A 19,448-nucleotide genomic window follows, 5' to 3' on the forward strand; every position below is an offset into this window, starting at 1 on the left:
ATACCTATGTTCCCATTACTCAACAAACTTAGCGACATTCTGGCAAGCCTTGCGGCTGTCAGCATTGTGCTGATAACGGTTCTCGCCGTCCTGATGCGCTGGCTGTTTAACGCGCCATTAATCTGGGGCGAAGAAGTACTGATTATCTGTTATATCTGGTTGATTATGCTGGGTGCTGCCTCTGCCATGAGCCAGCGAATGCACGTCAGTATTGATGCCTTCACCGCCATGATGCCGGAAGGTTGGCGTTTATCTGTTGCTCTTATCACCCATCTTATTGCCATCGTTTCGCTGTCGATTTTCGGCTACCTCGGCTATGAGCTGTCGCTGATCGCGGAAGATAAAATTACCCCGCTTCTCGGCATCTCGTACTTGTATATTGATTTTGCTGTACCCGTGGGTGCCGCGATGATGGTGCTCTTTTGCCTGCAACATCTCTGGCAAGATCTGCAACAATTAAAACGCAGGGAGGCCGTATGTCCGTCGCGATAGCCTGTATTGTTTTACTCTTTCTGTTCATGATTAATACGCCGATTTTTATCAGCGTGATGGTTGCGATCCTGATTTACTTCTTTATGGACGGAGATATCTCCCCCCTTATTGCTATCCAACGAATTATCGGTGCCGGAGAGAACGTCACCTTGCTGGCGATCCCATTCTTTATTTTGCTCGGCAACCTGCTTAACTACACGGGGATCACTCATCGGATGTTACGCTTCACCGAGGTGCTTTCCGGGCATTATCCTGGCGGCCTGGCGCAGTCTAACGTCTTATTGAGCACCATGATGGGTGGGCTTTCAGCGTCTAATCTTGCCGACTGTGCGATGCTGTCAAAGATGCTGGTGCCGGAGATGACTAAACTCGGCTATAGCAAAAGCTTCTCTACCGCCGTAACCGCCGCCGGATCGTTAATCACGCCGATCATTCCTCCCGGTATCGCGTTGATTATTTACGGCTTTGTGGCCGACGTGTCGATCGGCAAAATGTTCATGGCAGCGATTATTCCCGGCCTTTTATGCTGCGTTGCGCTGATGGTGACTATTTACCTGATTTCGAAAAAGCGTGGTTATATGCCAGCAAGAGATCATGGACCAACCTGCCGGGAGCTATGGGAAACGGGTAAAGGCGCCACATCAGCCCTGATATTAATTCTGGTGATTATTGGCGGCATCCGCTTTGGTATCTTTACTCCGACAGAAGCTGGTGCCATCGCAGTAGTATTTGTCATTATCATCGGCACCGTGTTCTACCGTGAAATGACGTTAAAAGACATCGGCGCATCACTACTGGAAACGGCACGCTCCACGGCGGGCGTAATGCTGATCATCATGACGTGCTCAGCGCTGGCGTGGGTACTCACCAACGAACAGATAGCCCAGGACGTTGCTGTGATGATGACCGGGTTTTCTGATAATCCGTATGTATTCCTGCTTATCGTCAATCTGGTATTACTGTTTTTGGGCATGTTTATTGAAGGTAACGCAGCGATTATCGTGCTCGTCCCCCTGCTGATGCCCACGGTACGGATGCTCGGCATTGATCCTATCCACTTTGGCGTGATGATGATCCTCAACCTGGCTATCGGTTGCCTGACGCCGCCAATGGGGACGGTAATGTTCGTTGCAACATCGATCACGGGAACAAAAATTGCGGACTTCATCCGTGAAGTCATGCCGCTGTTCTTAGCGCTGGTAATTGTACTGTTAATGATCACCTTTATTCCGGCGCTGACGACATTTTTACCTGCGCTGTAATCAACAAAAGGCGGGATCACCACCCGCTTTCTCTCCTGCGATATATACAGTTAACAGCGTTGAAGCGGTTTTTGTTGCTGCAAACTTACATCTTTGTGAGGGCCACACTCTATAGCGGCAGTTTATGGTACAACGTATCAATCTTCTTCGAATCCGTGCTATTCCCATGGCTTATAGCATCGATATCATCTCCTGCATTACCGAACGATTTATGGTGTATCTGGTGGAGATTAAAAACATCATCCTCAGTGCAGAAGGTCACGGACTTATCTACTTTAAACGCCATTTCCATCCAGTGATGCTGGAAATGAAAACTGCGATTTAAGCGCCAGCTCCTTCACGTATCCATCGAAGGGGTATTTTTATTGTGATCTCAATCACATATCCACCCAACGAATAATTCTTGCCCAACCGCTCACCGCCATTCCTGACCGCTTACGTCCCTAATATAACCACTCAGTTATTTACCTTACTTTACGCGCGCGTAACTCTGGCAACATCATTGCAGGATAGCGGTCAATTTACCTCCTCAAACGCAACGCAAACCTAGAACGGCTTCGGCCAACTATTAATCAATACATGCCAGGTTTTACTATGGATACTAAAAAGATATTCAAGCACATACCCTGGGTGATTCTCGGAATCATCGGTGCATTCTGCCTCGCGGTAGTTGCATTACGTCGGGGGGAGCACGTCAGTGCCCTGTGGATCGTGGTCGCCTCTGTATCGGTGTATCTGGTGGCTTATCGCTACTACAGTCTGTACATCGCCCAGAAGGTGATGAAACTCGACCCCACGCGCGCGACGCCTGCGGTTATTAACAACGACGGTCTGAACTATGTTCCGACCAACCGTTACGTGTTGTTTGGTCACCACTTCGCCGCTATCGCCGGTGCTGGTCCGCTGGTTGGTCCGGTGCTCGCCGCGCAGATGGGCTACCTGCCTGGCACGCTGTGGCTGCTGGCGGGGGTCGTGCTGGCCGGTGCGGTACAGGACTTTATGGTGCTGTTTATCTCCTCTCGCCGTAACGGCGCATCTCTCGGTGAGATGATCAAAGAAGAGATGGGGCCAGTACCAGGAACTATCGCGCTGTTTGGCTGTTTCTTAATCATGATAATCATCCTTGCCGTACTGGCGCTGATTGTGGTTAAAGCCCTGGCCGAAAGCCCGTGGGGTGTCTTCACTGTTTGCTCAACCGTACCGATTGCGCTGTTTATGGGTATCTACATGCGCTTTATCCGTCCGGGGCGTGTGGGTGAAGTCTCTGTTATTGGTATCGTGCTGCTGGTTGCCTCTATCTACTTCGGTGGCGTAATTGCTCACGATCCGTACTGGGGTCCGGCACTGACCTTTAAAGACACCACCATTACCTTCGCGCTGATTGGCTATGCGTTTGTTTCCGCACTGCTGCCAGTGTGGCTGATCCTCGCCCCGCGCGACTATCTGGCGACCTTCCTGAAAATCGGCGTTATCGTCGGCCTGGCGCTGGGTATCGTCGTACTGAACCCGGAACTGAAAATGCCTGCGATGACCCAGTACATCGACGGTACTGGCCCGCTGTGGAAAGGCGCTCTGTTCCCGTTCCTGTTCATCACCATCGCCTGTGGTGCGGTATCTGGCTTCCACGCTCTGATCTCTTCCGGTACAACGCCGAAACTGCTGGCTAACGAAACCGACGCGCGTTTCATTGGCTACGGCGCAATGCTGATGGAGTCCTTCGTGGCGATTATGGCGCTGGTTGCTGCGTCCATCATCGAACCGGGTCTTTACTTCGCGATGAACACCCCGCCTGCTGGCCTCGGCATCACCATGCCTAACCTGCATGAAATGGGTGGCGAGAACGCGCCGATCATCATGGCGCAGCTGAAAGACGTTACCGCACACGCGGCAGCGACCGTCAGCTCCTGGGGCTTCGTGATTTCGCCAGAGCAGATCCTGCAAACCGCGAAAGACATTGGTGAGCCTTCTGTCCTGAACCGTGCAGGTGGTGCGCCGACACTGGCGGTAGGTATCGCTCACGTGTTCCACAAAGTGCTGCCGATGGCTGACATGGGCTTCTGGTATCACTTCGGTATTCTGTTCGAAGCCCTGTTCATCCTGACCGCGCTGGATGCGGGTACTCGTTCTGGCCGCTTTATGCTGCAAGACCTGCTGGGTAACTTCATCCCGTTCCTGAAAAAAACCGACTCCCTGGTTGCCGGTATCATCGGTACTGCGGGCTGTGTGGGTCTGTGGGGCTACCTGCTGTATCAGGGTGTGGTTGACCCGCTGGGCGGCGTTAAGAGCCTGTGGCCGCTGTTCGGTATCTCCAACCAGATGCTGGCAGCCGTGGCGCTGGTACTGGGCACCGTTGTGCTGATTAAGATGAAGCGCACCCAATACATCTGGGTAACTGTTGTTCCGGCTGTATGGCTGCTTATCTGCACCACCTGGGCGCTGGGCCTGAAACTGTTCAGCAGCAATCCGCAGATGGAAGGCTTCTTCTACATGGCAAGCCAGTACAAAGAGAAGATTGCTAACGGTACTGACCTGACGGCGCAGCAGATTGCCAACATGAACCACATCGTTGTGAACAACTACACCAACGCAGGTCTGAGTATTCTGTTCCTGATTGTGGTGTACAGCATCATCTTCTACGGTTTCAAAACCTGGCTGAAGGTGCGTAACAGCGACAAACGTACTGACAAAGAAACACCGTATGTTCCAATCCCGGAAGGCGGCGTGAAGATCTCTTCGCACCACTAACCGGTTGCCTTATCCGGCTTACAAAATGTCTACCGTAGGCCGGATAAGGCGTTTACGCCGCATCCGGCAAATCCCCGGCCCGGAGACCTTCCGGGCTTTACGCATATCTGGAAGGCAAAATGTTTGGTAACTTAGGACAGGCAAAAAAATATCTCGGCCAGGCGGCGAAGATGTTGATTGGCATTCCAGACTACGACAACTACGTCGAGCATATGAAGACCAACCATCCCGACAAGCCGTACATGAGCTATGAAGAATTCTTCCGCGAACGCCAGAACGCGCGCTACGGCGGCGATGGTAAAGGCGGTATGCGCTGTTGTTAATGGAGAGAGCATGAACCCGATTGCAGTTACCCTACTCACCGGTTTTTTAGGCGCGGGCAAAACCACTCTGCTGCGCCATATTCTTAATGAACAGCACGGCTACAAGATTGCCGTGATTGAAAACGAATTCGGCGAAGTCTCCGTTGATGATCAATTAATTGGCGATCGCGCCACGCAGATCAAAACGCTGACCAACGGCTGCATCTGCTGTTCGCGCTCCAATGAGCTGGAGGACGCGCTACTCGACCTGCTGGATAATCTCGATAAGGGCAATATTCAGTTTGACCGTCTGGTGATTGAATGCACCGGCATGGCCGATCCCGGCCCGATTATTCAGACCTTTTTCTCCCATGAGATTTTATGCCAGCGTTACCTGCTGGACGGGGTGATTGCGCTGGTAGATGCAGTACATGCCGATGAGCAGATGAACCAGTTCACCATCGCCCAGTCACAAGTCGGCTACGCCGACCGTATTCTGCTGACCAAAACCGACGTCGCAGGCGAAGCAGAAAAACTGCGTGAACGCCTGACGCGCATCAATGCCCGTGCGCCGGTCTACACCGTCACCCACGGCGATATCGACCTGGGCCTGCTCTTCAACACCAACGGTTTTATGCTGGAAGAAAACGTCGTCAGCACCAAACCGCGTTTCCACTTTATCGCGGATAAACAAAACGATATTTCGTCGATTGTGGTGGAACTGGATTACCCGGTAGATATCAGCGAAGTTTCCCGGGTGATGGAAAACCTGCTGCTGGAGTCGGCTGATAAACTGCTGCGTTACAAAGGGATGCTATGGATTGACGGCGAACCTAACCGCCTGTTGTTCCAGGGCGTCCAGCGCCTCTACAGCGCCGACTGGGACCGCCCATGGGGCGATGAAAAACCGCATAGCACGATGGTGTTTATCGGGATTCAGCTGCCGGAGGAAGAGATTCGGGCGGCGTTTGCGGGGTTGAGGAAGTCATCGTGAAAGGTTGAGTGTATGCTCCATTTAGCAGTGAGGGGGAAACAGAACGACGTGCTCCCCTCCGCTAAGTTTTATTGCGCGTGAATACCTGAATTTGGCAAAAAATTGCCGCGTTTGGCGTCAGACCATGCAAGGACGCTCAAAATCGGTATTAACACCGTCATTCGGACGTTAAAAACTCGCGCCAAAGCGAATAACATCCTCTCCGGTCGCTCATGCAGATGTGGCCCTTATCTGCGAACTTGATGAGCAATGGAGCTTTGTCGGCAGTAAGTTGACGTAAAATGCCCTTTTTGTGAGCAGACCGAATCCGTTAAAAAACATGGTCAGGGTAAAACCGGGCATCAAACTGATTGAGGTCGGCCTCGGTTTTAAGACCTTTAGCCAGTTCAGTCGCAAGGGCTTTGAGTTTATTTTCGTCCATAATTTGCCTGTCTCCGGTGTTGGAGTGAACATATCAAAAACAGGCAGATACACAATTTAAACTACAGTCTCGAAACTGGGGGGGCTGAACTTATATCAGTATGTGCCGAATCCGCTGGCGTGGATCGACCCGCTTGGATTAAGAAAATCATGTGCAGGTTTTTCAAGTGCTGATGATGCTGCGAGGTCTACTCTAAGTAAATATAACCCGATGTCTATACCCGTAATCATTGAAAGTGCTTGATTTTTCAGCAACAGGAGATCATGCTGTCCAACATGAAAATATTCATCTCTGACCAACAAAAAGCTGAACTTGAGCGCCTTCATGATTCCAGTCGTGACGGGCGAGTCAGAGATCGTATTAAAGCCATTCTTCTGGCCTCCGAAGGCTGGAGTTCGGCTATGATTGCTCAGGCTTTACGCCTGCATCAGACGACCGTTGATCACCATATCAGCGAGTTTCTGAATAAAGGAAAACTGAAACCCGAAAACGGCGGCTCAGACAGCAAACTCAGTGCTGAACAAACGGCCTTTTTAATCAGCCAGTTATCCGATAATTTATTTCACCATACCCGCGATGTTATTGCGTTTGTCGCCCGGACATGGAACATCATTTTCAGCGTGCCGGGAATGAACAAGTGGCTGCATCGTAACGGCTTCACCTACAAAAAACCGTCAGGCGTCCCCCATACGAAACAAAGGCAATTAATTGAATATTATAACAACTGTGGGTGATGAACCGGTTCTCTTTATTGATGGAGTCCATCCGACTCAGGCCACTAAAATCAGCTATGGCTGGATACGCAAAGGCCAGAAAAAGTCAGTAAAAACAACAGGCAGCCGCACACGCCTGAATATCATGGGGGCGCTGGATCTGAAAGCCCCGGAACACCCGTTAATTTGCGAATATAAAACGATTATGGAAACGTAATTACTGGAAAACTCGCGCATTGGACTTTCTGGAGAATTGAGTTATGAATGACGAATTGTTCTTGAAAATTGAGCAGGCGATCGCTGAAAGTGGTGAAGTTCACTATGATAGCGGTCCAGCATCAGATCAGTTGATTAGTGCATATGAATTATCTTTAGGCACTAGTTTCCCTGAGTCTTATAAAATTTTCCTCAAGAAATATGGGACATTGATGTTTAATGGCCTTTCCTTTTATGGAATATCAAAACAAGGTTTATCTGCTGATTCAGCACCTGATGTAAGGTTTGTGACAATAGAAGCAAGAAAATTAGGGGATATAGATAATAACATGATAAAAATCTTATCATCAGGTTATGGCCCTTCATTTTCTATAGATACATCTACTATTGGCGAGGCCGGAGAACCTGTAATTGTAGAAACAGAGTTATCATTTAAAAGAGAACGGAATAAAAACATTGTCGCTAATAATTTCGCAGAATTTTTATTACAAGAAATATCAGAATCTTTAGAGTAATAAATTGGTCATTAAATGGCACAGCCACACGGCAGCGGGGCAGTATGCCGGGAGGGAGAGCGACAGCGGCAACCGGATGTGCTGGGCAGGGTGAATGAGTTTGTGTATGACGCGGCGGGAAACCGGCTGCGGGAGTCGGCTGATAAACTGCTGCGTTACAAAGGGATGCTATGGATTGACGGCGAACCTAACCGCCTGTTGTTCCAGGGCGTCCAGCGCCTCTACAGCGCCGACTGGGACCGCCCGTGGGGCGATGAAAAACCGCATAGCACGATGGTGTTTATCGGGATTCAGCTGCCGGAGGAAGAGATTCGGGCGGCGTTTGCGGAGTTGAGGAAGTCATCGTGAAAGGTTGAGAGGTGTAGGCCTGATAAGCGTAGCGCATCAGGCAGCTTTGCGTTTGTCATCAGTTTCTGATTAGTACTCGCTCCATGAATCGCGCTCACGTTCAGGCAAGGGCTGCCCTAATGCCTGTATTTGCTCTGCAATCGTCATTATTGGCTCCCTGTATTGTGGCATTCGACTGGTAAGTTCACTGATAAGCCCCATCAGATTGCGCTGGCGAATATGCTTTTGGAGCAACTCCAGCAGGGCGACTCTGCGATGCTGCACAATCTCGTCGCCCGGCACGACAGTGATATCCACCAGCGGGAACGCGGCGGTATAAAGCTTCCGTGCGGTAGTCGGGTCGGTAAATTCGTCCAGCCAGCACAGGGACCAGGATAAGGACTGCGGCTACCGTGATAAAACAGCATCGGGATGACCAGCGCGGTTGGCGTTTATCATGCTCTATATGGCGCTGTATCACCGCCATGGAATAGCGCATCAACCAAAACGCCATATGAATATCCTCGCGGCTCTGATGTTCAATCACCACATAAATATAGCCATCGCCTTCGCGGGTCTTTACCGACCATAAAATATCGGAGTGTAGCGCCCGCAATTTTTCATCGACAAAGCTGGTGGATTCCAGTTTTAAGGTATCGAGATCGCACAGTTCACGTAAATCTTTGGGTAAGTGGATCTCCATAAAATCCCGCGCGGTATCAGGGGGCGTGAGAAAGGATTTAAATAATGCGTCATGCGGCATACTGGTCGTGAAGTTTGTCTTGGCGATCCGTCACCTGTTGATAAGATGGCCCGACTTTAGCGACTAACAAAACCATTCTCACCCGGCAATTTCCCGTTCCCCGTGATTTTAATGCCGATGTCAGTCTGGCTCCGGCTGCCGTCAGGCTCTATTCTTAACCTTATGAATAAACTCATTGAACTTAGACGCGCCAAAATGTTGGCGCTCTCTTTGCTGCTTATCGCCGCCGCTACCTTTGTCGTTACGCTGTTTTTACCACCTAATTTTTGGGTGAGCGGCGTGAAGGCGATTGCCGAAGCGGCGATGGTCGGCGCACTGGCAGACTGGTTTGCGGTGGTGGCGTTGTTTCGCCGCGTACCGATTCCGATCATTTCTCGCCATACGGCGATTATCCCGCGTAATAAGGACCGGATTGGCGAAAATCTCGGCCAGTTCGTGCAGGAAAAATTTCTCGACACCCAATCGCTGGTGGCGTTGATTCGACGTTATGAACCGGCGTTGTTAATCGGCAACTGGTTTAGTCAGCCAGAAAACGCCCGCCGCGTTGGTCAGCATCTGTTGCAGATCATGAGCGGTTTTCTTGAACTGACCGATGATGCGCGTATTCAGCGCCTACTTAAGCGCGCAGTCCATCGGGCGATTGATAAGGTCGATCTTTCCGGCACCAGTGCGTTGATGCTGGAGAGTATGACCAAAAACGATCGTCATCAGGTGCTGCTCGATACGCTGATCGCACAGTTGCTCGCCCTTCTCCAACGCGATAAATCGCGCAAGTTTATTGCCCAGCAAATTGTTCGCTGGCTGGAGAGCGAGCATCCGCTGAAAGCCAAAATTTTGCCCACTGAATGGCTGGGCGAACATAGCGCGGAGTTGGTTTCTGACGCGGTGAATTCTTTGCTTGATGATATTAATCGCGATCGTGCGCATCAGATCCGTCATGCGTTTGATCGCGCCACCTTTGCCCTGATCGACAAGCTGAAAAACGATCCGGAAATGGCGGCGCGAGCCGATGCCGTAAAAAGCTATCTGAAAGAAGATGAAGCCTTTAACCGCTATCTCAGTGAATTGTGGGGGGATTTGCGGGAATGGCTGAAAGCGGATATCAACAGCGAAGATTCTCGCGTGAAAGAACGTATCGCGCGGGCGGGGCAATGGTTTGGTGAAACGTTAATTGCCGATGACGCCTTACGCGCGTCATTAAATGGTCACCTGGAACAGGCTGCGCACCGCGTCGCGCCAGAGTTTTCCGCATTCCTGACGCGTCACATCAGCGATACGGTAAAAAGCTGGGACGCGCGAGACATGTCACGGCAAATCGAGTTAAATATCGGCAAAGATTTACAGTTTATCCGTGTCAACGGTACGCTGGTCGGCGGTTGTATTGGGCTAATTTTGTATCTGTTATCACAAATCCCGACCTTGTTACTCCTCGCCAATTTTTAAAGAACGGTGGTGAGGCATTGCCCCCGATTCCACAGCCACCAAAGGCCAGGCATTTGCTCGTATGTTGGAAACTCACCGGGGAATACCAGTACATACTCAGCCTGATGCACAATTCGCTGGCGCTATTGGCGCAGCGGTAATTGGTCAACGGCATAGAACACGGACATGATTACAGGTCAGACTGAATCGATTTATTGCCAACAGGATGGCAGCTGGAAATTCATTGCACATTACGATCCGGCCCCACGTTAAGGATTCATTAAGATCACTACGTATACTGTTCGATATCTTATTGATTTTCACGGATGGAAATGCCATGGCAAAAAGTTTTTCGTTAAGTAAACGCGTCACCGCTATTATTATTCTTTTTGCCATTGTGGCAGCGAGTGCTTTCTTCGTGCAATCTTGCGCCCGTAAAAGCAGTTCTCCCGCAGGATTTCAAAACTACCACGTTACGATTGATGGCAAAGAGATTACAGGCGTGTCCAGGAATATCTCTTCACTGACCTGGTCTGCGCAGAGCAATACCTTGTTTAGCACTATCAACAAACCTGCAACTATCGTTGAAATGACAACCGATGGCGACCTGATCCGTACCATTCCGCTCGATTTCGTAAAGGATCTCGAAACAATCGAATATATTGGCGATAATAAATTTGTCATCAGTGACGAACGTGATTACGCCATTTATGTGATTTCACTTAACGCTGGCTCGGAAGTGAGCATCCTCAAAAAAATAAAAATCCCGCTGCAGGAAACACCTACCAACAGTGGCTTTGAAGGGCTGGCTTATTCATCTCAGGACCATACCTTCTGGTTTTTTAAAGAGAAAAATCCGATAGAGATCTACAAAGTAACCGGACTGTTGCGTAGCGATGAGTTATATATCAGCAAGGATAAAGCGTTACAGCGTCAGTTTACTTTAGACGATGTTTCTGGCGCGGAATTTAACCCACAGAAAAATACGTTATTGGTGTTGTCTCATGAATCACGCGCACTCCAGGAAGTTACCGTGACAGGAGACGTGATCGGCGAAATGTCGTTAACCAAAGGCAAGTATGGCCTTTCACATAACATTAAGCAGGCTGAAGGGATAGCGATGGACGCAAGTGGCAACATCTATATCGTTGGCGAACCCAATCTTTTTTATCGCTTTACGTCGACAAAATCACAATAACAGTCTGGCTGGCAGAAGGCGCGTCGGCGCTTGCCAGTGCCACGCTCTGCGGCGCGGCGGCGTTGTTCATTGCCGCGCTGATCGGCGCAGTGCAATTATTTAAGCGGCAAGTGGTTGCTTCATAAAGGCTGTTTCTCTCACCACTCAAGAAACTCAACCGCAACCGTTGATGTCAGCCAGACCCCGTTTTCCGCTTGCCAGAAAGGGATGCCTCGTGTTGCCATTTCCTCGGCTTTGACAGTTAAGATAACCGGCGATCCGTGTCTTGCTCCCACTTTGCGTGCCGTTACTTCATCAGCAGAGAGATGCACGTAATGACGCTCTCCTGCAATCAGCCCTTGTTTTTTTATCTCGTCTTTCTGCAACTCGATCCTGCGCAGAACATTTTCCACACAGCGTAATTTTTCCGCTATGCAAAAAACGCATAGCCAGAAACATACTTGCATTTTCCCCATACCCACATGACTGATAAGGTTTTTCAGCACCAGGAATTTTCCTGGCTCAAGCAACACACAAAACACAAAAAAACAATGGGGATTGTTATGACACAACAAGGGGATGCTGTAGCCGGGCAGCTGGCAGCAGAAAAAGTGGGCATTAAAGGGTATCTGGCCTTTTTTCTCACCATTATCTTTTTTTCCGGTGTTTTTTCCGGGACAGACAGTTGGTGGCGCGTTTTTGATTTTTCCGTTCTGAACGGATCGTTTGGACAACTACCCGGTGCGAACGGAGCCACCACCTCGTTTCGCGGAGCGGGTGGCGCAGGAGCCAAAGATGGCTTTCTCTTCGCGCTGGAACTGGCACCGTCAGTGATTCTCTCGCTGGGGATTATCTCGATTACCGATGGTCTTGGTGGACTACGCGCCGCGCAGCAATTAATGACGCCCGTGCTAAAACCCTTGTTGGGCATTCCAGGCATCTGTTCACTGGCGCTAATCGCTAACCTGCAAAACACCGATGCCGCCGCCGGTATGACCAAAGAGCTGGCACAGGAAGGTGAGATTACCGAACGCGATAAAGTGATTTTCGCCGCATATCAAACCAGCGGTAGCGCCATCATTACCAACTACTTCTCTTCCGGCGTCGCGGTATTTGCCTTTCTGGGCACGTCCGTGATCGTACCTTTAGCCGTCATCCTGGTGTTTAAATTTGTCGGTGCCAATATTTTGCGCGTCTGGCTTAACTTCGAAGAACGTCGCAACTCAACGCAAGGAGCACAAGCATGACCACTCAGGTCCGCAAAAACGTCATGGATATGTTTATCGATGGCGCACGCCGTGGCTTTACTATCGCCACGACCAACCTGCTGCCAAACGTGGTGATGGCGTTTGTCATCATTCAGGCGCTGAAAATTACCGGTTTGCTCGACTGGGTGGGACATATCTGTGAACCAGTCATGGCGCTGTGGGGATTGCCCGGCGAAGCGGCAACCGTCCTTTTAGCCTCATTGATGAGTATGGGCGGCGCAGTCGGTGTTGCGGCCAGCCTGGCCATCGCAGGCTCATTAACCGGCCACGATGTCACTGTTTTACTGCCCGCGATGTATTTAATGGGTAACCCGGTGCAAAATGTCGGTCGCTGCCTGGGGACAGCCGAAGTGAATGCCAAATATTACCCGCACATCATTACGGTCTGCGTAATTAACGCATTGCTGTCGATCTGGGTGATGCAGCTTATTGTTTAACAAGGAGTTACCATGATTGATTATTCCGCAGCCGGTTTTACCCTGCTGCAGGGAGCGCATTTGTATGCGCCGGAAGATCGGGGAATTTGCGATGTCCTCGTCGCTAACGGCAAAATTATCGCCGTTGCCAGCAATATCCCTTCTGACATTGTACCGGACTGCACGGTTGTCGATCTTAGTGGGCAGATCCTCTGCCCAGGTTTTATTGATCAACACGTCCATTTGATTGGCGGTGGCGGCGAAGCTGGACCTACCACACGTACACCGGAAGTGGCGTTAAGTCGCCTGACGGAAGCGGGCGTCACGTCAGTGGTTGGTCTGCTGGGCACCGACTCTATCTCTCGCCACCCGGAATCCCTGCTCGCCAAGACCCGTGCGCTCAATGAGGAAGGCATTAGCGCCTGGATGCTGACCGGCGCTTATCATGTGCCTTCCCGCACCATTACGGATTCCGTGGAAAAAGACGTGGCGATTATCGATCGCGTGATTGGCGTGAAATGCGCCATCTCAGATCACCGTTCTGCCGCCCCGGACGTTTATCAGCTGGCCAATATGGCGGCAGAATCCCGCGTTGGCGGTTTGCTCGGCGGTAAACCTGGCATCACCGTATTCCACATGGGCGACAGCAAAAAGGCGTTACAGCCTATCTATGATCTTCTGGAAAACTGCGATGTGCCGATCAGCAAGCTACTGCCGACCCACGTTAACCGCAACATACCTTTGTTTGAGCAAGCGCTGGAGTTTGCACGCAAAGGCGGCACCATCGACATCACCAGCAGCATCGATGAACCGGTCGCCCCTGCCGAAGGTATTGCCCGCGCCGTTCAAGCGGGTATTCCGCTGGCTCGCGTCACCCTCAGCTCCGACGGCAACGGTAGCCAGCCGTTCTTCGATGACGAAGGGAATTTAACCCACATCGGCGTTGCAGGTTTTGAAACGTTGCTGGAAACGGTACAGGTGCTGGTCAAAGACTATCATTTCAGTATCAGCGATGCCCTGCGCCCGCTCACCAGTAGCGTAGCTGGTTTCCTTAACCTGACCGGGAAAGGCGAAATTCTGCCAGGCAAGGACGCAGACTTGCTGGTCATGACGCCAGAACTGCACATTGGACAGGTATACGCTCACGGTAAACTGATGGTCAAAGATGGCAAAGCCTGCGTGAAAGGAACGTTTGAAACGGCATAAACGGTTGTCAGCCGCCCAAATGGACGTAGAATGCCCGCAAGGGCGGCTGACAGAGTAAAACGTAATGGATGACTGTGGTGCTGTTTTGCATAATATTGAAACCAAATGGCTTTATGATTTTCTGACCCTGGAAAAATGCCGCAACTTTTCCCAGGCAGCAGTCAGTCGCAACGTATCACAACCGGCATTCAGCCGCCGCATCCGCGCACTGGAACAGGCGATTGGCGTTGAATTATTTAACCGCCGGGTGACACCGCTGCAACTCTCGGAACAAGGGAAAATCTTCCATTCGCAGATCCGCCATCTATTGCAACAACTAGAAAGCAACCTCGCAGAGCTGCGTGGCGGCAGCGATTATGCACAACGTAAAATCAAGATAGCCGCTGCACACTCTCTTTCCCTCGGTCTGTTACCGTCCATTATCAGCCAGATGCCGCCGCTATTTACCTGGGCGATTGAAGCTATTGATGTCGATGAAGCGGTTGATAAACTGCGTGAAGGGCAAAGCGACTGTATTTTTTCCTTTCACGACGAAGATTTGCTGGAAGCGCCGTTTGACCACATTCGCTTATTTGAATCTCAATTGTTCCCCGTCTGCGCCAGTAACGAACACGAAGAAGCGCTTTTTAACCTCGCGCTGTCACACTTTCCGCTGCTTAATTACAGCCGTAACTCCTACATGGGGCGATTGATTAATCGCACCCTGACGCGCCACAGTGAGTTAAGTTTCAGCACCTTTTTTGTCTCGTCGATGAGCGAACTTTTAAAGCAGGTTACCCTCGACGGCGGTGGGATTGCCTGGCTACCGGAGTACGCCATCCAACAAGAAATTCACAGCGGGCAGCTCATTGTGCTGAATCGGGACGAACTGGTGATCCCGATTCAGGCCTACGCATACCGAATGAATACCCGCATGAATCCAGTAGCCAAACGCTTCTGGCGTGAGCTGCGCGAGCTGGAGATTAGGCTTAGCTGAAATTTTCCGGCGTCGCACTACGCCAACCGCCATTATCCCAGACCAGCTCAAACGTCAGCGCTTCATCGAACAGATTTAAACGCACATATGATATTTATAAATAATATATCGCCAGCAATCATTTGACTTCGCAAAGTTTATTATTAAGGTTATGAACTATTTCTGATGTAGAAGATTGGGTGCAAAGCGGTTCAACTTTGCACCAGAAATGAGGGATCAGGCGTCGACTTTATCCAGCGGCCATGAATCAAACAGATAGCCGTCAAAATAAATATCGTCAACGTTCGAGAATTCCAGCAAACGTTGCTTAACGTTTTCCAGATGCTGCCACATAGCCAGCTTCGCCGCGCGGGCATCTTTTTTGATTAACGCGGCGAGGATCTGTTTGTGATCGCCCAACCACTCTTTGCGATACAGGCTGTCATCGAGATGGCTGTGCAACTGGATCCACATCGGATTGTTTTCACGCCACTGCCAGGACTGCCGGAACAGTTCCACCAGCATGCTATTATGCGTCGCTTCGGCAATGGCGAGATGGAACTGCATGTCACCGCTTTCGCTGCTGCCCGGCGCGCTGGAAGCCAGTTCACGCTCTTCCAGTTGTAATGCCTGGCGCATTTTGACGATATCTTCGCGGGTAGCCTGCAAAGCGGCAAATTCCGCTATGTTACTTTCCAGCAACTGCCGCGCCTGTAACAGCTCAAAAGGACCGGCATCGTTGCAGACGTTGGCATCTGCACTATCGGCAATGTGGCTGGTTGAACTGTCCAGAACATATATACCCGCCCCCCGGCGCACTTCCACCAGCCCTTTGATCTCCAGCATGATCAGCGCCTCACGTACCACCGTACGCGTGACATCGAGCATTTCTGCGATTTCACGCTCCGGCGGCAGCCGTTCACCAGGATTGTACGGCGTCTTTATGATCAGATCGCGGATCATCGCCCCGACTTCCTGGTAAGGTCTTTGCGCAGAGGTGGCAGATTTCATAATGTTGTGTCCGTTAGGTGCGATTTATCAAATTATTGCTGGATGCGGCGTGAACGCCTTATCCGGCCTGCAAAGAGTGCGTATTTAATAAGTTGTGATTGATACCCAAGCCCGATAAGCACGTGCATCAGCCGATCTTACGTTGATCGTTAATGACAAACTATACCATTAGCACTGGAAGTTGGCACGTCCGGGTGGGCAAAAAAACAAAAACTGGTCAACCAAATATTAGTTTGATTGACCAGTAAGTCTGTAGGGTAATCAGTTAGTTACAGCGCTGCCACACACTCGCGCGCACCGCGCTCGCACAGCTGCTGATATGCTGCCGTCACCGCGCCAACAAAGTCCGCATTTTGCGGCAGATCATCGGCAAAGATACCGCTCAGGCCCAGCAACGCTTTCACGCGGTCTGCGCCCTGATACTGCGAGTTGATCTTCTGGAACTCTGCCAGCATCGGGTCGACCACATCAATGGCATTACCCTGCTCATCCACGCCCTGGGTGTAACGCATCCAGCCAGCCACGCCCAGCGCCAGGTGACGCCAGCTACCACCATTTTGCAGGTGCAGACGCACCGGGTCCAGCAGGCGCTGTGGTAACTTCTGGCTACCGTCCATCGCAATCTGCCAGGTACGGTGACGCAGAGACGGGTTGCTGAAACGCTCGATCAGCAGCGTCGCATAGGCGTTCAGGTCAGTCCCTTCCGGCATCGACAGCGTTGGCGCTTGTTCCTGCATCATCAGGGCAAAGGCCGCTTTGCGATAATCCGGGTTAGTCATGGTGTCAGCAATGGTTTCATAGCCGCCGAGGTAACCGAGGTACGCCAGGAAAGAGTGGCTGCCGTTCAGCATACGCAGTTTCATCATTTCGAACGGCACAACGTCTGCGACGAACTGTGCGCCCACTTTATCCCAGTCCGGGCGACCATTAACGAAGTTATCTTCAATGACCCACTGACGGAACGGTTCGCAGGCAATGGCGCACGGGTCGTAAACACCCAGCTGGTCAGCAATTTCCTGCAAAGTTTCTGGCGTCGCCGCCGGAACGATGCGGTCAACCATGGTGCACGGGAAAGTCACGTTTTCTTCAATCCATGCCGCCAGCTGCGGATCGCGTGCCTGAGCCAGTCCCAGTACTGCGACCTTCGCCACATGACCGTTTTCACGCACGTTGTCGCAGGACATTACGGTAAACGCTTTCAGACCTTTTTCACGACGCAGGCGCAGGGCTTCAACGATGTAACCAATCGCGGACTTCGGCGCAGTCGGGTTTTCCAGATCGTGCTTGATCAGCGGGTTATTGAGATCCAGCTGACCGCTCGCCGCATCGGCGCAGTAACCTTTTTCCGTGACCGTCAGGGAGACAATCGCCGTCTGCGGACGCGCCATCGCGCTGAGAATACCTTCGCAACCGTCGATTTCCGGGTGCAGAGCTTCTTTCATCGAACCGATAATTTTCAGCTCGGTGCTTTCTGCGCCTTTTTCTGCCACGGTGTACAGCAGCTGCTGTTTTTTCAGGTTTTCGATCAGCACGCGGTCGTTGCCTGGCATCAGGTTAACTTCGCAGATCCCCCAGTCGCTGTCAGTGCTTTCCAGCAGGTGATGGGTATAAAGCGCCTGGTGCGCGCGGTGAAACGCTCCGCAACCGAGATGCACAATGCGTGATTCCAGACGAGAATGATCCCATGACGGGCGGGCAACCGGCAGATTGCTGTCAACAATAGTAGTCATCGTAAACTCCAGAATCCGTCTTCAGAGAGCGACGGCAAGGAAGAAGGAACCGACACGGCGCGCAGCCATGCCGGTGGATATTAACGGCTAAAGAAAGCGCGCTGGATCGCCAGCTCGACACCGCGAACTTCGGCCAGGCCTTTCAGACGACCAATTGCGGAGTAACCTGGGTTAGTTTTCTTCTTCAGGTCGTCCAGCATCTGATGACCGTGGTCCGGACGCATCGGGATCAGGTCTTCTTTGCCTTCCGCTTTACGACGGTGTTCTTCTTCAACAATCGCTTTCACCACTTCATACATATCAACGTCACCGTTCAGGTGCGCCGCTTCGTGGAAGGTTTTCGGGTTATCTTCACGCATGGTGGAACGCAGATGGGTGAAGTAAATACGCGGACCAAACTGCTTGATCATATCAACCAAATCGTTGTCAGCGCGCACACCGTAGGAACCGGTGCACATGGTGAAACCGTTCGCCATGCTGTTTACGGTATCAACCATCCACTGCATATCTTCAATGGTGGAAACAATGCGCGGCAGGCCGAGGATCGGGCGCGGCGGATCGTCCGGGTGAACAGCCATACGGACGCCAACTTCTTCGGCAACCGGGATAATGGCTTTCAGGAAGACAGCAAAGTTTTCGCGCAGTTTGGCTTTGTCGATATCTTTGTACAACTCCAGATGCTTACGGAACTGGTCGAGGGTGTACCCTTCTTCCGCACCCGGCAGGCCAGCAATAATGTTACGGGTCAGACGCGCTTTGTCTTCGTCGCTCATGGTGGCGAAGCGTTCAGCTGCCTGAGCAATTTCTTCTTCGGTGTAATCCGCTTCGGCGCCAGGGCGCTTCAGGATGTGCAGTTCGAATGCCGCGAATTCGATCTGGTCGAAGCGCAGGGCTTTGGAGCCGTCCGGCAGCACGTATTCGAGGTCAGTACGGGTCCAGTCGAGCACCGGCATGAAGTTATAGCACACGGTGCGAATGCCGCACTGCGCCAGGTTGCGCAGAGTCTGCTGATAGTTAGCGATCCACTGCTCATAGTTGCCGGTATGGGTTTTGATATCTTCGTGAATTGGCACGCTTTCTACGACAGACCACACCAGGCCTGCGTCTTCAACGATCGCCTTGCGTTTGAGGATCTCTTCTACGGACCATACTTCGCCGTTCGGGATATGGTGCAGCGCGGTAACCACGCCAGTTGCGCCCGCCTGACGGACATCAGCTAAAGAAACCGGATCGTTTGGGCCGTACCAGCGCCAGGTCTGTTCCATGATTTTTCCTCTTTCACATAGTGGGTTCCACAGCAAAGAGACGCGGAACCCCGGAGTTGTTTAGGTATCCGGATGAACAACCAGAGCGCAGCCGTGGCGTTGCATCGGATGAGATGACGTATAAGTTCTACCTTTTGGTAAGACATGTCAACCCAAATTCTAAAATTGGTTAACCACATCACAAGAATTTCACTCTCCTGGTCGTTGCTGCAAATTGCAGCAAAGGGTAATCGATGGTTATTGATTAG

General features: G+C 51.3%; 15 protein-coding genes and 10 pseudogenes. 19 read left to right on the plus strand and 6 right to left on the minus strand.

All coding sequences use genetic code 11. The annotated features are described in order from the left end of the window. Positions 1 to 6: 6 nt before the first annotated feature. The 11 genes and pseudogenes from A7090_RS11415 to A7090_RS11470 all read left to right on the plus strand — a co-directional run. Positions 7 to 492, plus strand: a complete 486-nt coding sequence (locus A7090_RS11415) for a TRAP transporter small permease (protein ID WP_105274104.1) — start codon at positions 7 to 9, stop codon at positions 490 to 492. Continuing rightward, positions 477 to 1,754: a TRAP transporter large permease gene (locus A7090_RS11420; RefSeq protein ID WP_105274105.1), complete on the plus strand. Its 1,278-nt coding sequence runs from the start codon at positions 477 to 479 to the stop codon at positions 1,752 to 1,754. The genes A7090_RS11415 and A7090_RS11420 overlap by 16 nt, the downstream gene beginning before the upstream one ends. A gap of 211 nt (positions 1,755 to 1,965) precedes the next feature. Next, positions 1,966 to 2,079: pseudogene (gene hpaC, locus A7090_RS26170) on the plus strand (4-hydroxyphenylacetate 3-monooxygenase); the annotation flags it as partial. Between the two features lie 269 nt (positions 2,080 to 2,348). Continuing rightward, positions 2,349 to 4,499 (plus strand): pyruvate/proton symporter BtsT, encoded by a 2,151-nt coding sequence (btsT, locus tag A7090_RS11435; RefSeq protein ID WP_105274107.1) that lies wholly within the window; start codon positions 2,349 to 2,351, stop codon positions 4,497 to 4,499. A gap of 119 nt (positions 4,500 to 4,618) precedes the next feature. Further along, positions 4,619 to 4,822, plus strand: a complete 204-nt coding sequence (locus A7090_RS11440; RefSeq protein WP_000467859.1) for a YbdD/YjiX family protein — start codon at positions 4,619 to 4,621, stop codon at positions 4,820 to 4,822. Positions 4,823 to 4,832: 10 nt separating this feature from the next. After that, on the plus strand, positions 4,833 to 5,795 hold the full coding sequence (yjiA, locus tag A7090_RS11445; RefSeq protein ID WP_105274108.1) for a GTPase: 963 nt from the start codon (positions 4,833 to 4,835) through the stop codon (positions 5,793 to 5,795). Positions 5,796 to 5,915: 120 nt separating this feature from the next. Further along, positions 5,916 to 6,066 (plus strand): annotated as a pseudogene (locus A7090_RS11450) (IS1-like element transposase); the annotation flags it as partial. Beyond that, a pseudogene (locus A7090_RS11455) lies at positions 6,066 to 6,140 on the plus strand (IS1 family transposase); the annotation flags it as partial. The pseudogenes A7090_RS11450 and A7090_RS11455, both read left to right, overlap by 1 nt. Positions 6,141 to 6,479: 339 nt before the next feature. Then, positions 6,480 to 7,134, plus strand: a pseudogene (locus A7090_RS11460) (IS630 family transposase); the annotation flags it as partial. A 55-nt stretch (positions 7,135 to 7,189) separates the two neighbouring features. After that, on the plus strand, positions 7,190 to 7,660 hold the full coding sequence (locus A7090_RS11465; RefSeq protein WP_105274109.1) for an SMI1/KNR4 family protein: 471 nt from the start codon (positions 7,190 to 7,192) through the stop codon (positions 7,658 to 7,660). A 120-nt stretch (positions 7,661 to 7,780) separates the two neighbouring features. Then, positions 7,781 to 8,008, plus strand: a pseudogene (locus A7090_RS11470) (GTP-binding protein); the annotation flags it as partial. A gap of 195 nt (positions 8,009 to 8,203) precedes the next feature. Here A7090_RS11470 and A7090_RS25780 read toward each other — a convergent pair. Beyond that, positions 8,204 to 8,750, minus strand: a pseudogene (locus A7090_RS25780) (Rpn family recombination-promoting nuclease/putative transposase); the annotation flags it as partial. A 162-nt stretch (positions 8,751 to 8,912) separates the two neighbouring features. Between A7090_RS25780 and A7090_RS11485 the strand changes: the two are divergent. From A7090_RS11485 to A7090_RS11495, 4 genes and pseudogenes are all read left to right on the plus strand, one after another. Continuing rightward, positions 8,913 to 10,193: a DUF445 domain-containing protein gene (locus A7090_RS11485; protein ID WP_105274110.1), complete on the plus strand. Its 1,281-nt coding sequence runs from the start codon at positions 8,913 to 8,915 to the stop codon at positions 10,191 to 10,193. A 46-nt stretch (positions 10,194 to 10,239) separates the two neighbouring features. Beyond that, positions 10,240 to 10,362: pseudogene (locus tag A7090_RS26550) on the plus strand (hypothetical protein); the annotation flags it as partial. Between the two features lie 147 nt (positions 10,363 to 10,509). Beyond that, positions 10,510 to 11,370, plus strand: coding sequence for an SdiA-regulated domain-containing protein (locus A7090_RS11490; protein ID WP_105274111.1), 861 nt, complete (start codon positions 10,510 to 10,512; stop codon positions 11,368 to 11,370). A gap of 14 nt (positions 11,371 to 11,384) precedes the next feature. Beyond that, positions 11,385 to 11,495: pseudogene (locus A7090_RS11495) on the plus strand (hypothetical protein); the annotation flags it as partial. A 12-nt stretch (positions 11,496 to 11,507) separates the two neighbouring features. Here the strand turns inward: A7090_RS11495 and A7090_RS11500 are convergent. Next, a pseudogene (locus A7090_RS11500) lies at positions 11,508 to 11,726 on the minus strand (RNA 2'-phosphotransferase); the annotation flags it as partial. A 186-nt stretch (positions 11,727 to 11,912) separates the two neighbouring features. Between A7090_RS11500 and A7090_RS11505 the strand changes: the two are divergent. From A7090_RS11505 to hypT, 4 genes are all read left to right on the plus strand, one after another. After that, complete coding sequence (locus tag A7090_RS11505; RefSeq protein ID WP_105274112.1) at positions 11,913 to 12,596, plus strand: nucleoside recognition domain-containing protein; 684 nt, start codon at positions 11,913 to 11,915, stop codon at positions 12,594 to 12,596. Beyond that, complete coding sequence (locus A7090_RS11510) at positions 12,593 to 13,054, plus strand: YjiG family protein (RefSeq protein WP_105274113.1); 462 nt, start codon at positions 12,593 to 12,595, stop codon at positions 13,052 to 13,054. The genes A7090_RS11505 and A7090_RS11510 overlap by 4 nt, the downstream gene beginning before the upstream one ends. A gap of 12 nt (positions 13,055 to 13,066) precedes the next feature. Further along, positions 13,067 to 14,239, plus strand: coding sequence for a beta-aspartyl-peptidase (iadA, locus tag A7090_RS11515; RefSeq protein WP_105274114.1), 1,173 nt, complete (start codon positions 13,067 to 13,069; stop codon positions 14,237 to 14,239). Positions 14,240 to 14,303: 64 nt separating this feature from the next. After that, on the plus strand, positions 14,304 to 15,215 hold the full coding sequence (hypT, locus tag A7090_RS11520; RefSeq protein ID WP_105274115.1) for a hypochlorite stress DNA-binding transcriptional regulator HypT: 912 nt from the start codon (positions 14,304 to 14,306) through the stop codon (positions 15,213 to 15,215). Here the strand turns inward: hypT and iraD are convergent. The 4 genes and pseudogenes from iraD to uxuA all read right to left on the minus strand — a co-directional run. Further along, positions 15,208 to 15,282, minus strand: a pseudogene (gene iraD, locus A7090_RS11525) (anti-adapter protein IraD); the annotation flags it as partial. The gene hypT and the pseudogene iraD overlap by 8 nt on opposite strands. A gap of 149 nt (positions 15,283 to 15,431) precedes the next feature. After that, complete coding sequence (gene uxuR, locus A7090_RS11530) at positions 15,432 to 16,205, minus strand: Uxu operon transcriptional regulator (RefSeq protein WP_105274116.1); 774 nt, start codon at positions 16,203 to 16,205, stop codon at positions 15,432 to 15,434. Between the two features lie 269 nt (positions 16,206 to 16,474). After that, positions 16,475 to 17,935 carry a fructuronate reductase gene (locus A7090_RS11535; protein ID WP_105274117.1) on the minus strand — a complete coding sequence of 487 codons (1,461 nt, stop codon included), beginning with the start codon at positions 17,933 to 17,935 and terminating at the stop codon, positions 16,475 to 16,477. An 80-nt stretch (positions 17,936 to 18,015) separates the two neighbouring features. Beyond that, the gene (uxuA, locus tag A7090_RS11540) at positions 18,016 to 19,200 is read right to left on the minus strand and encodes a mannonate dehydratase (RefSeq protein WP_000438570.1); all 1,185 of its coding nucleotides are present in this window, start codon (positions 19,198 to 19,200) and stop codon (positions 18,016 to 18,018) included. Between the last annotated feature and the right edge of the window lie 248 nt (positions 19,201 to 19,448).

The sequence above is a fragment of the Escherichia sp. MOD1-EC7003 genome (assembly GCF_002965065.1).
In the GTDB taxonomy this organism is placed as follows: Bacteria; Pseudomonadota; Gammaproteobacteria; order Enterobacterales; family Enterobacteriaceae; genus Escherichia.

Excerpts from the sequence above, each read along its gene's own strand:
- A7090_RS11535 (WP_105274117.1), bottom strand. The coding sequence starts at position 17,935 with ATGACTACTATTGTTGACAGCAATCTGCCGGTTGCCCGCCCGTCATGG.
- yjiA (WP_105274108.1), top strand. The coding sequence starts at position 4,833 with ATGAACCCGATTGCAGTTACCCTACTCACCGGTTTTTTAGGCGCGGGC.
- A7090_RS11505 (WP_105274112.1), top strand. The coding sequence starts at position 11,913 with ATGACACAACAAGGGGATGCTGTAGCCGGGCAGCTGGCAGCAGAAAAA.
- btsT (WP_105274107.1), top strand. The coding sequence starts at position 2,349 with ATGGATACTAAAAAGATATTCAAGCACATACCCTGGGTGATTCTCGGA.
- hypT (WP_105274115.1), top strand. The coding sequence starts at position 14,304 with ATGGATGACTGTGGTGCTGTTTTGCATAATATTGAAACCAAATGGCTT.
- A7090_RS11510 (WP_105274113.1), top strand. The coding sequence starts at position 12,593 with ATGACCACTCAGGTCCGCAAAAACGTCATGGATATGTTTATCGATGGC.
- A7090_RS11415 (WP_105274104.1), top strand. The coding sequence starts at position 7 with ATGTTCCCATTACTCAACAAACTTAGCGACATTCTGGCAAGCCTTGCG.
- A7090_RS11440 (WP_000467859.1), top strand. The coding sequence starts at position 4,619 with ATGTTTGGTAACTTAGGACAGGCAAAAAAATATCTCGGCCAGGCGGCG.
- A7090_RS11465 (WP_105274109.1), top strand. The coding sequence starts at position 7,190 with ATGAATGACGAATTGTTCTTGAAAATTGAGCAGGCGATCGCTGAAAGT.
- A7090_RS11490 (WP_105274111.1), top strand. The coding sequence starts at position 10,510 with ATGGCAAAAAGTTTTTCGTTAAGTAAACGCGTCACCGCTATTATTATT.
- A7090_RS11420 (WP_105274105.1), top strand. The coding sequence starts at position 477 with ATGTCCGTCGCGATAGCCTGTATTGTTTTACTCTTTCTGTTCATGATT.
- uxuR (WP_105274116.1), bottom strand. The coding sequence starts at position 16,205 with ATGAAATCTGCCACCTCTGCGCAAAGACCTTACCAGGAAGTCGGGGCG.
- uxuA (WP_000438570.1), bottom strand. The coding sequence starts at position 19,200 with ATGGAACAGACCTGGCGCTGGTACGGCCCAAACGATCCGGTTTCTTTA.
- A7090_RS11485 (WP_105274110.1), top strand. The coding sequence starts at position 8,913 with ATGAATAAACTCATTGAACTTAGACGCGCCAAAATGTTGGCGCTCTCT.
- iadA (WP_105274114.1), top strand. The coding sequence starts at position 13,067 with ATGATTGATTATTCCGCAGCCGGTTTTACCCTGCTGCAGGGAGCGCAT.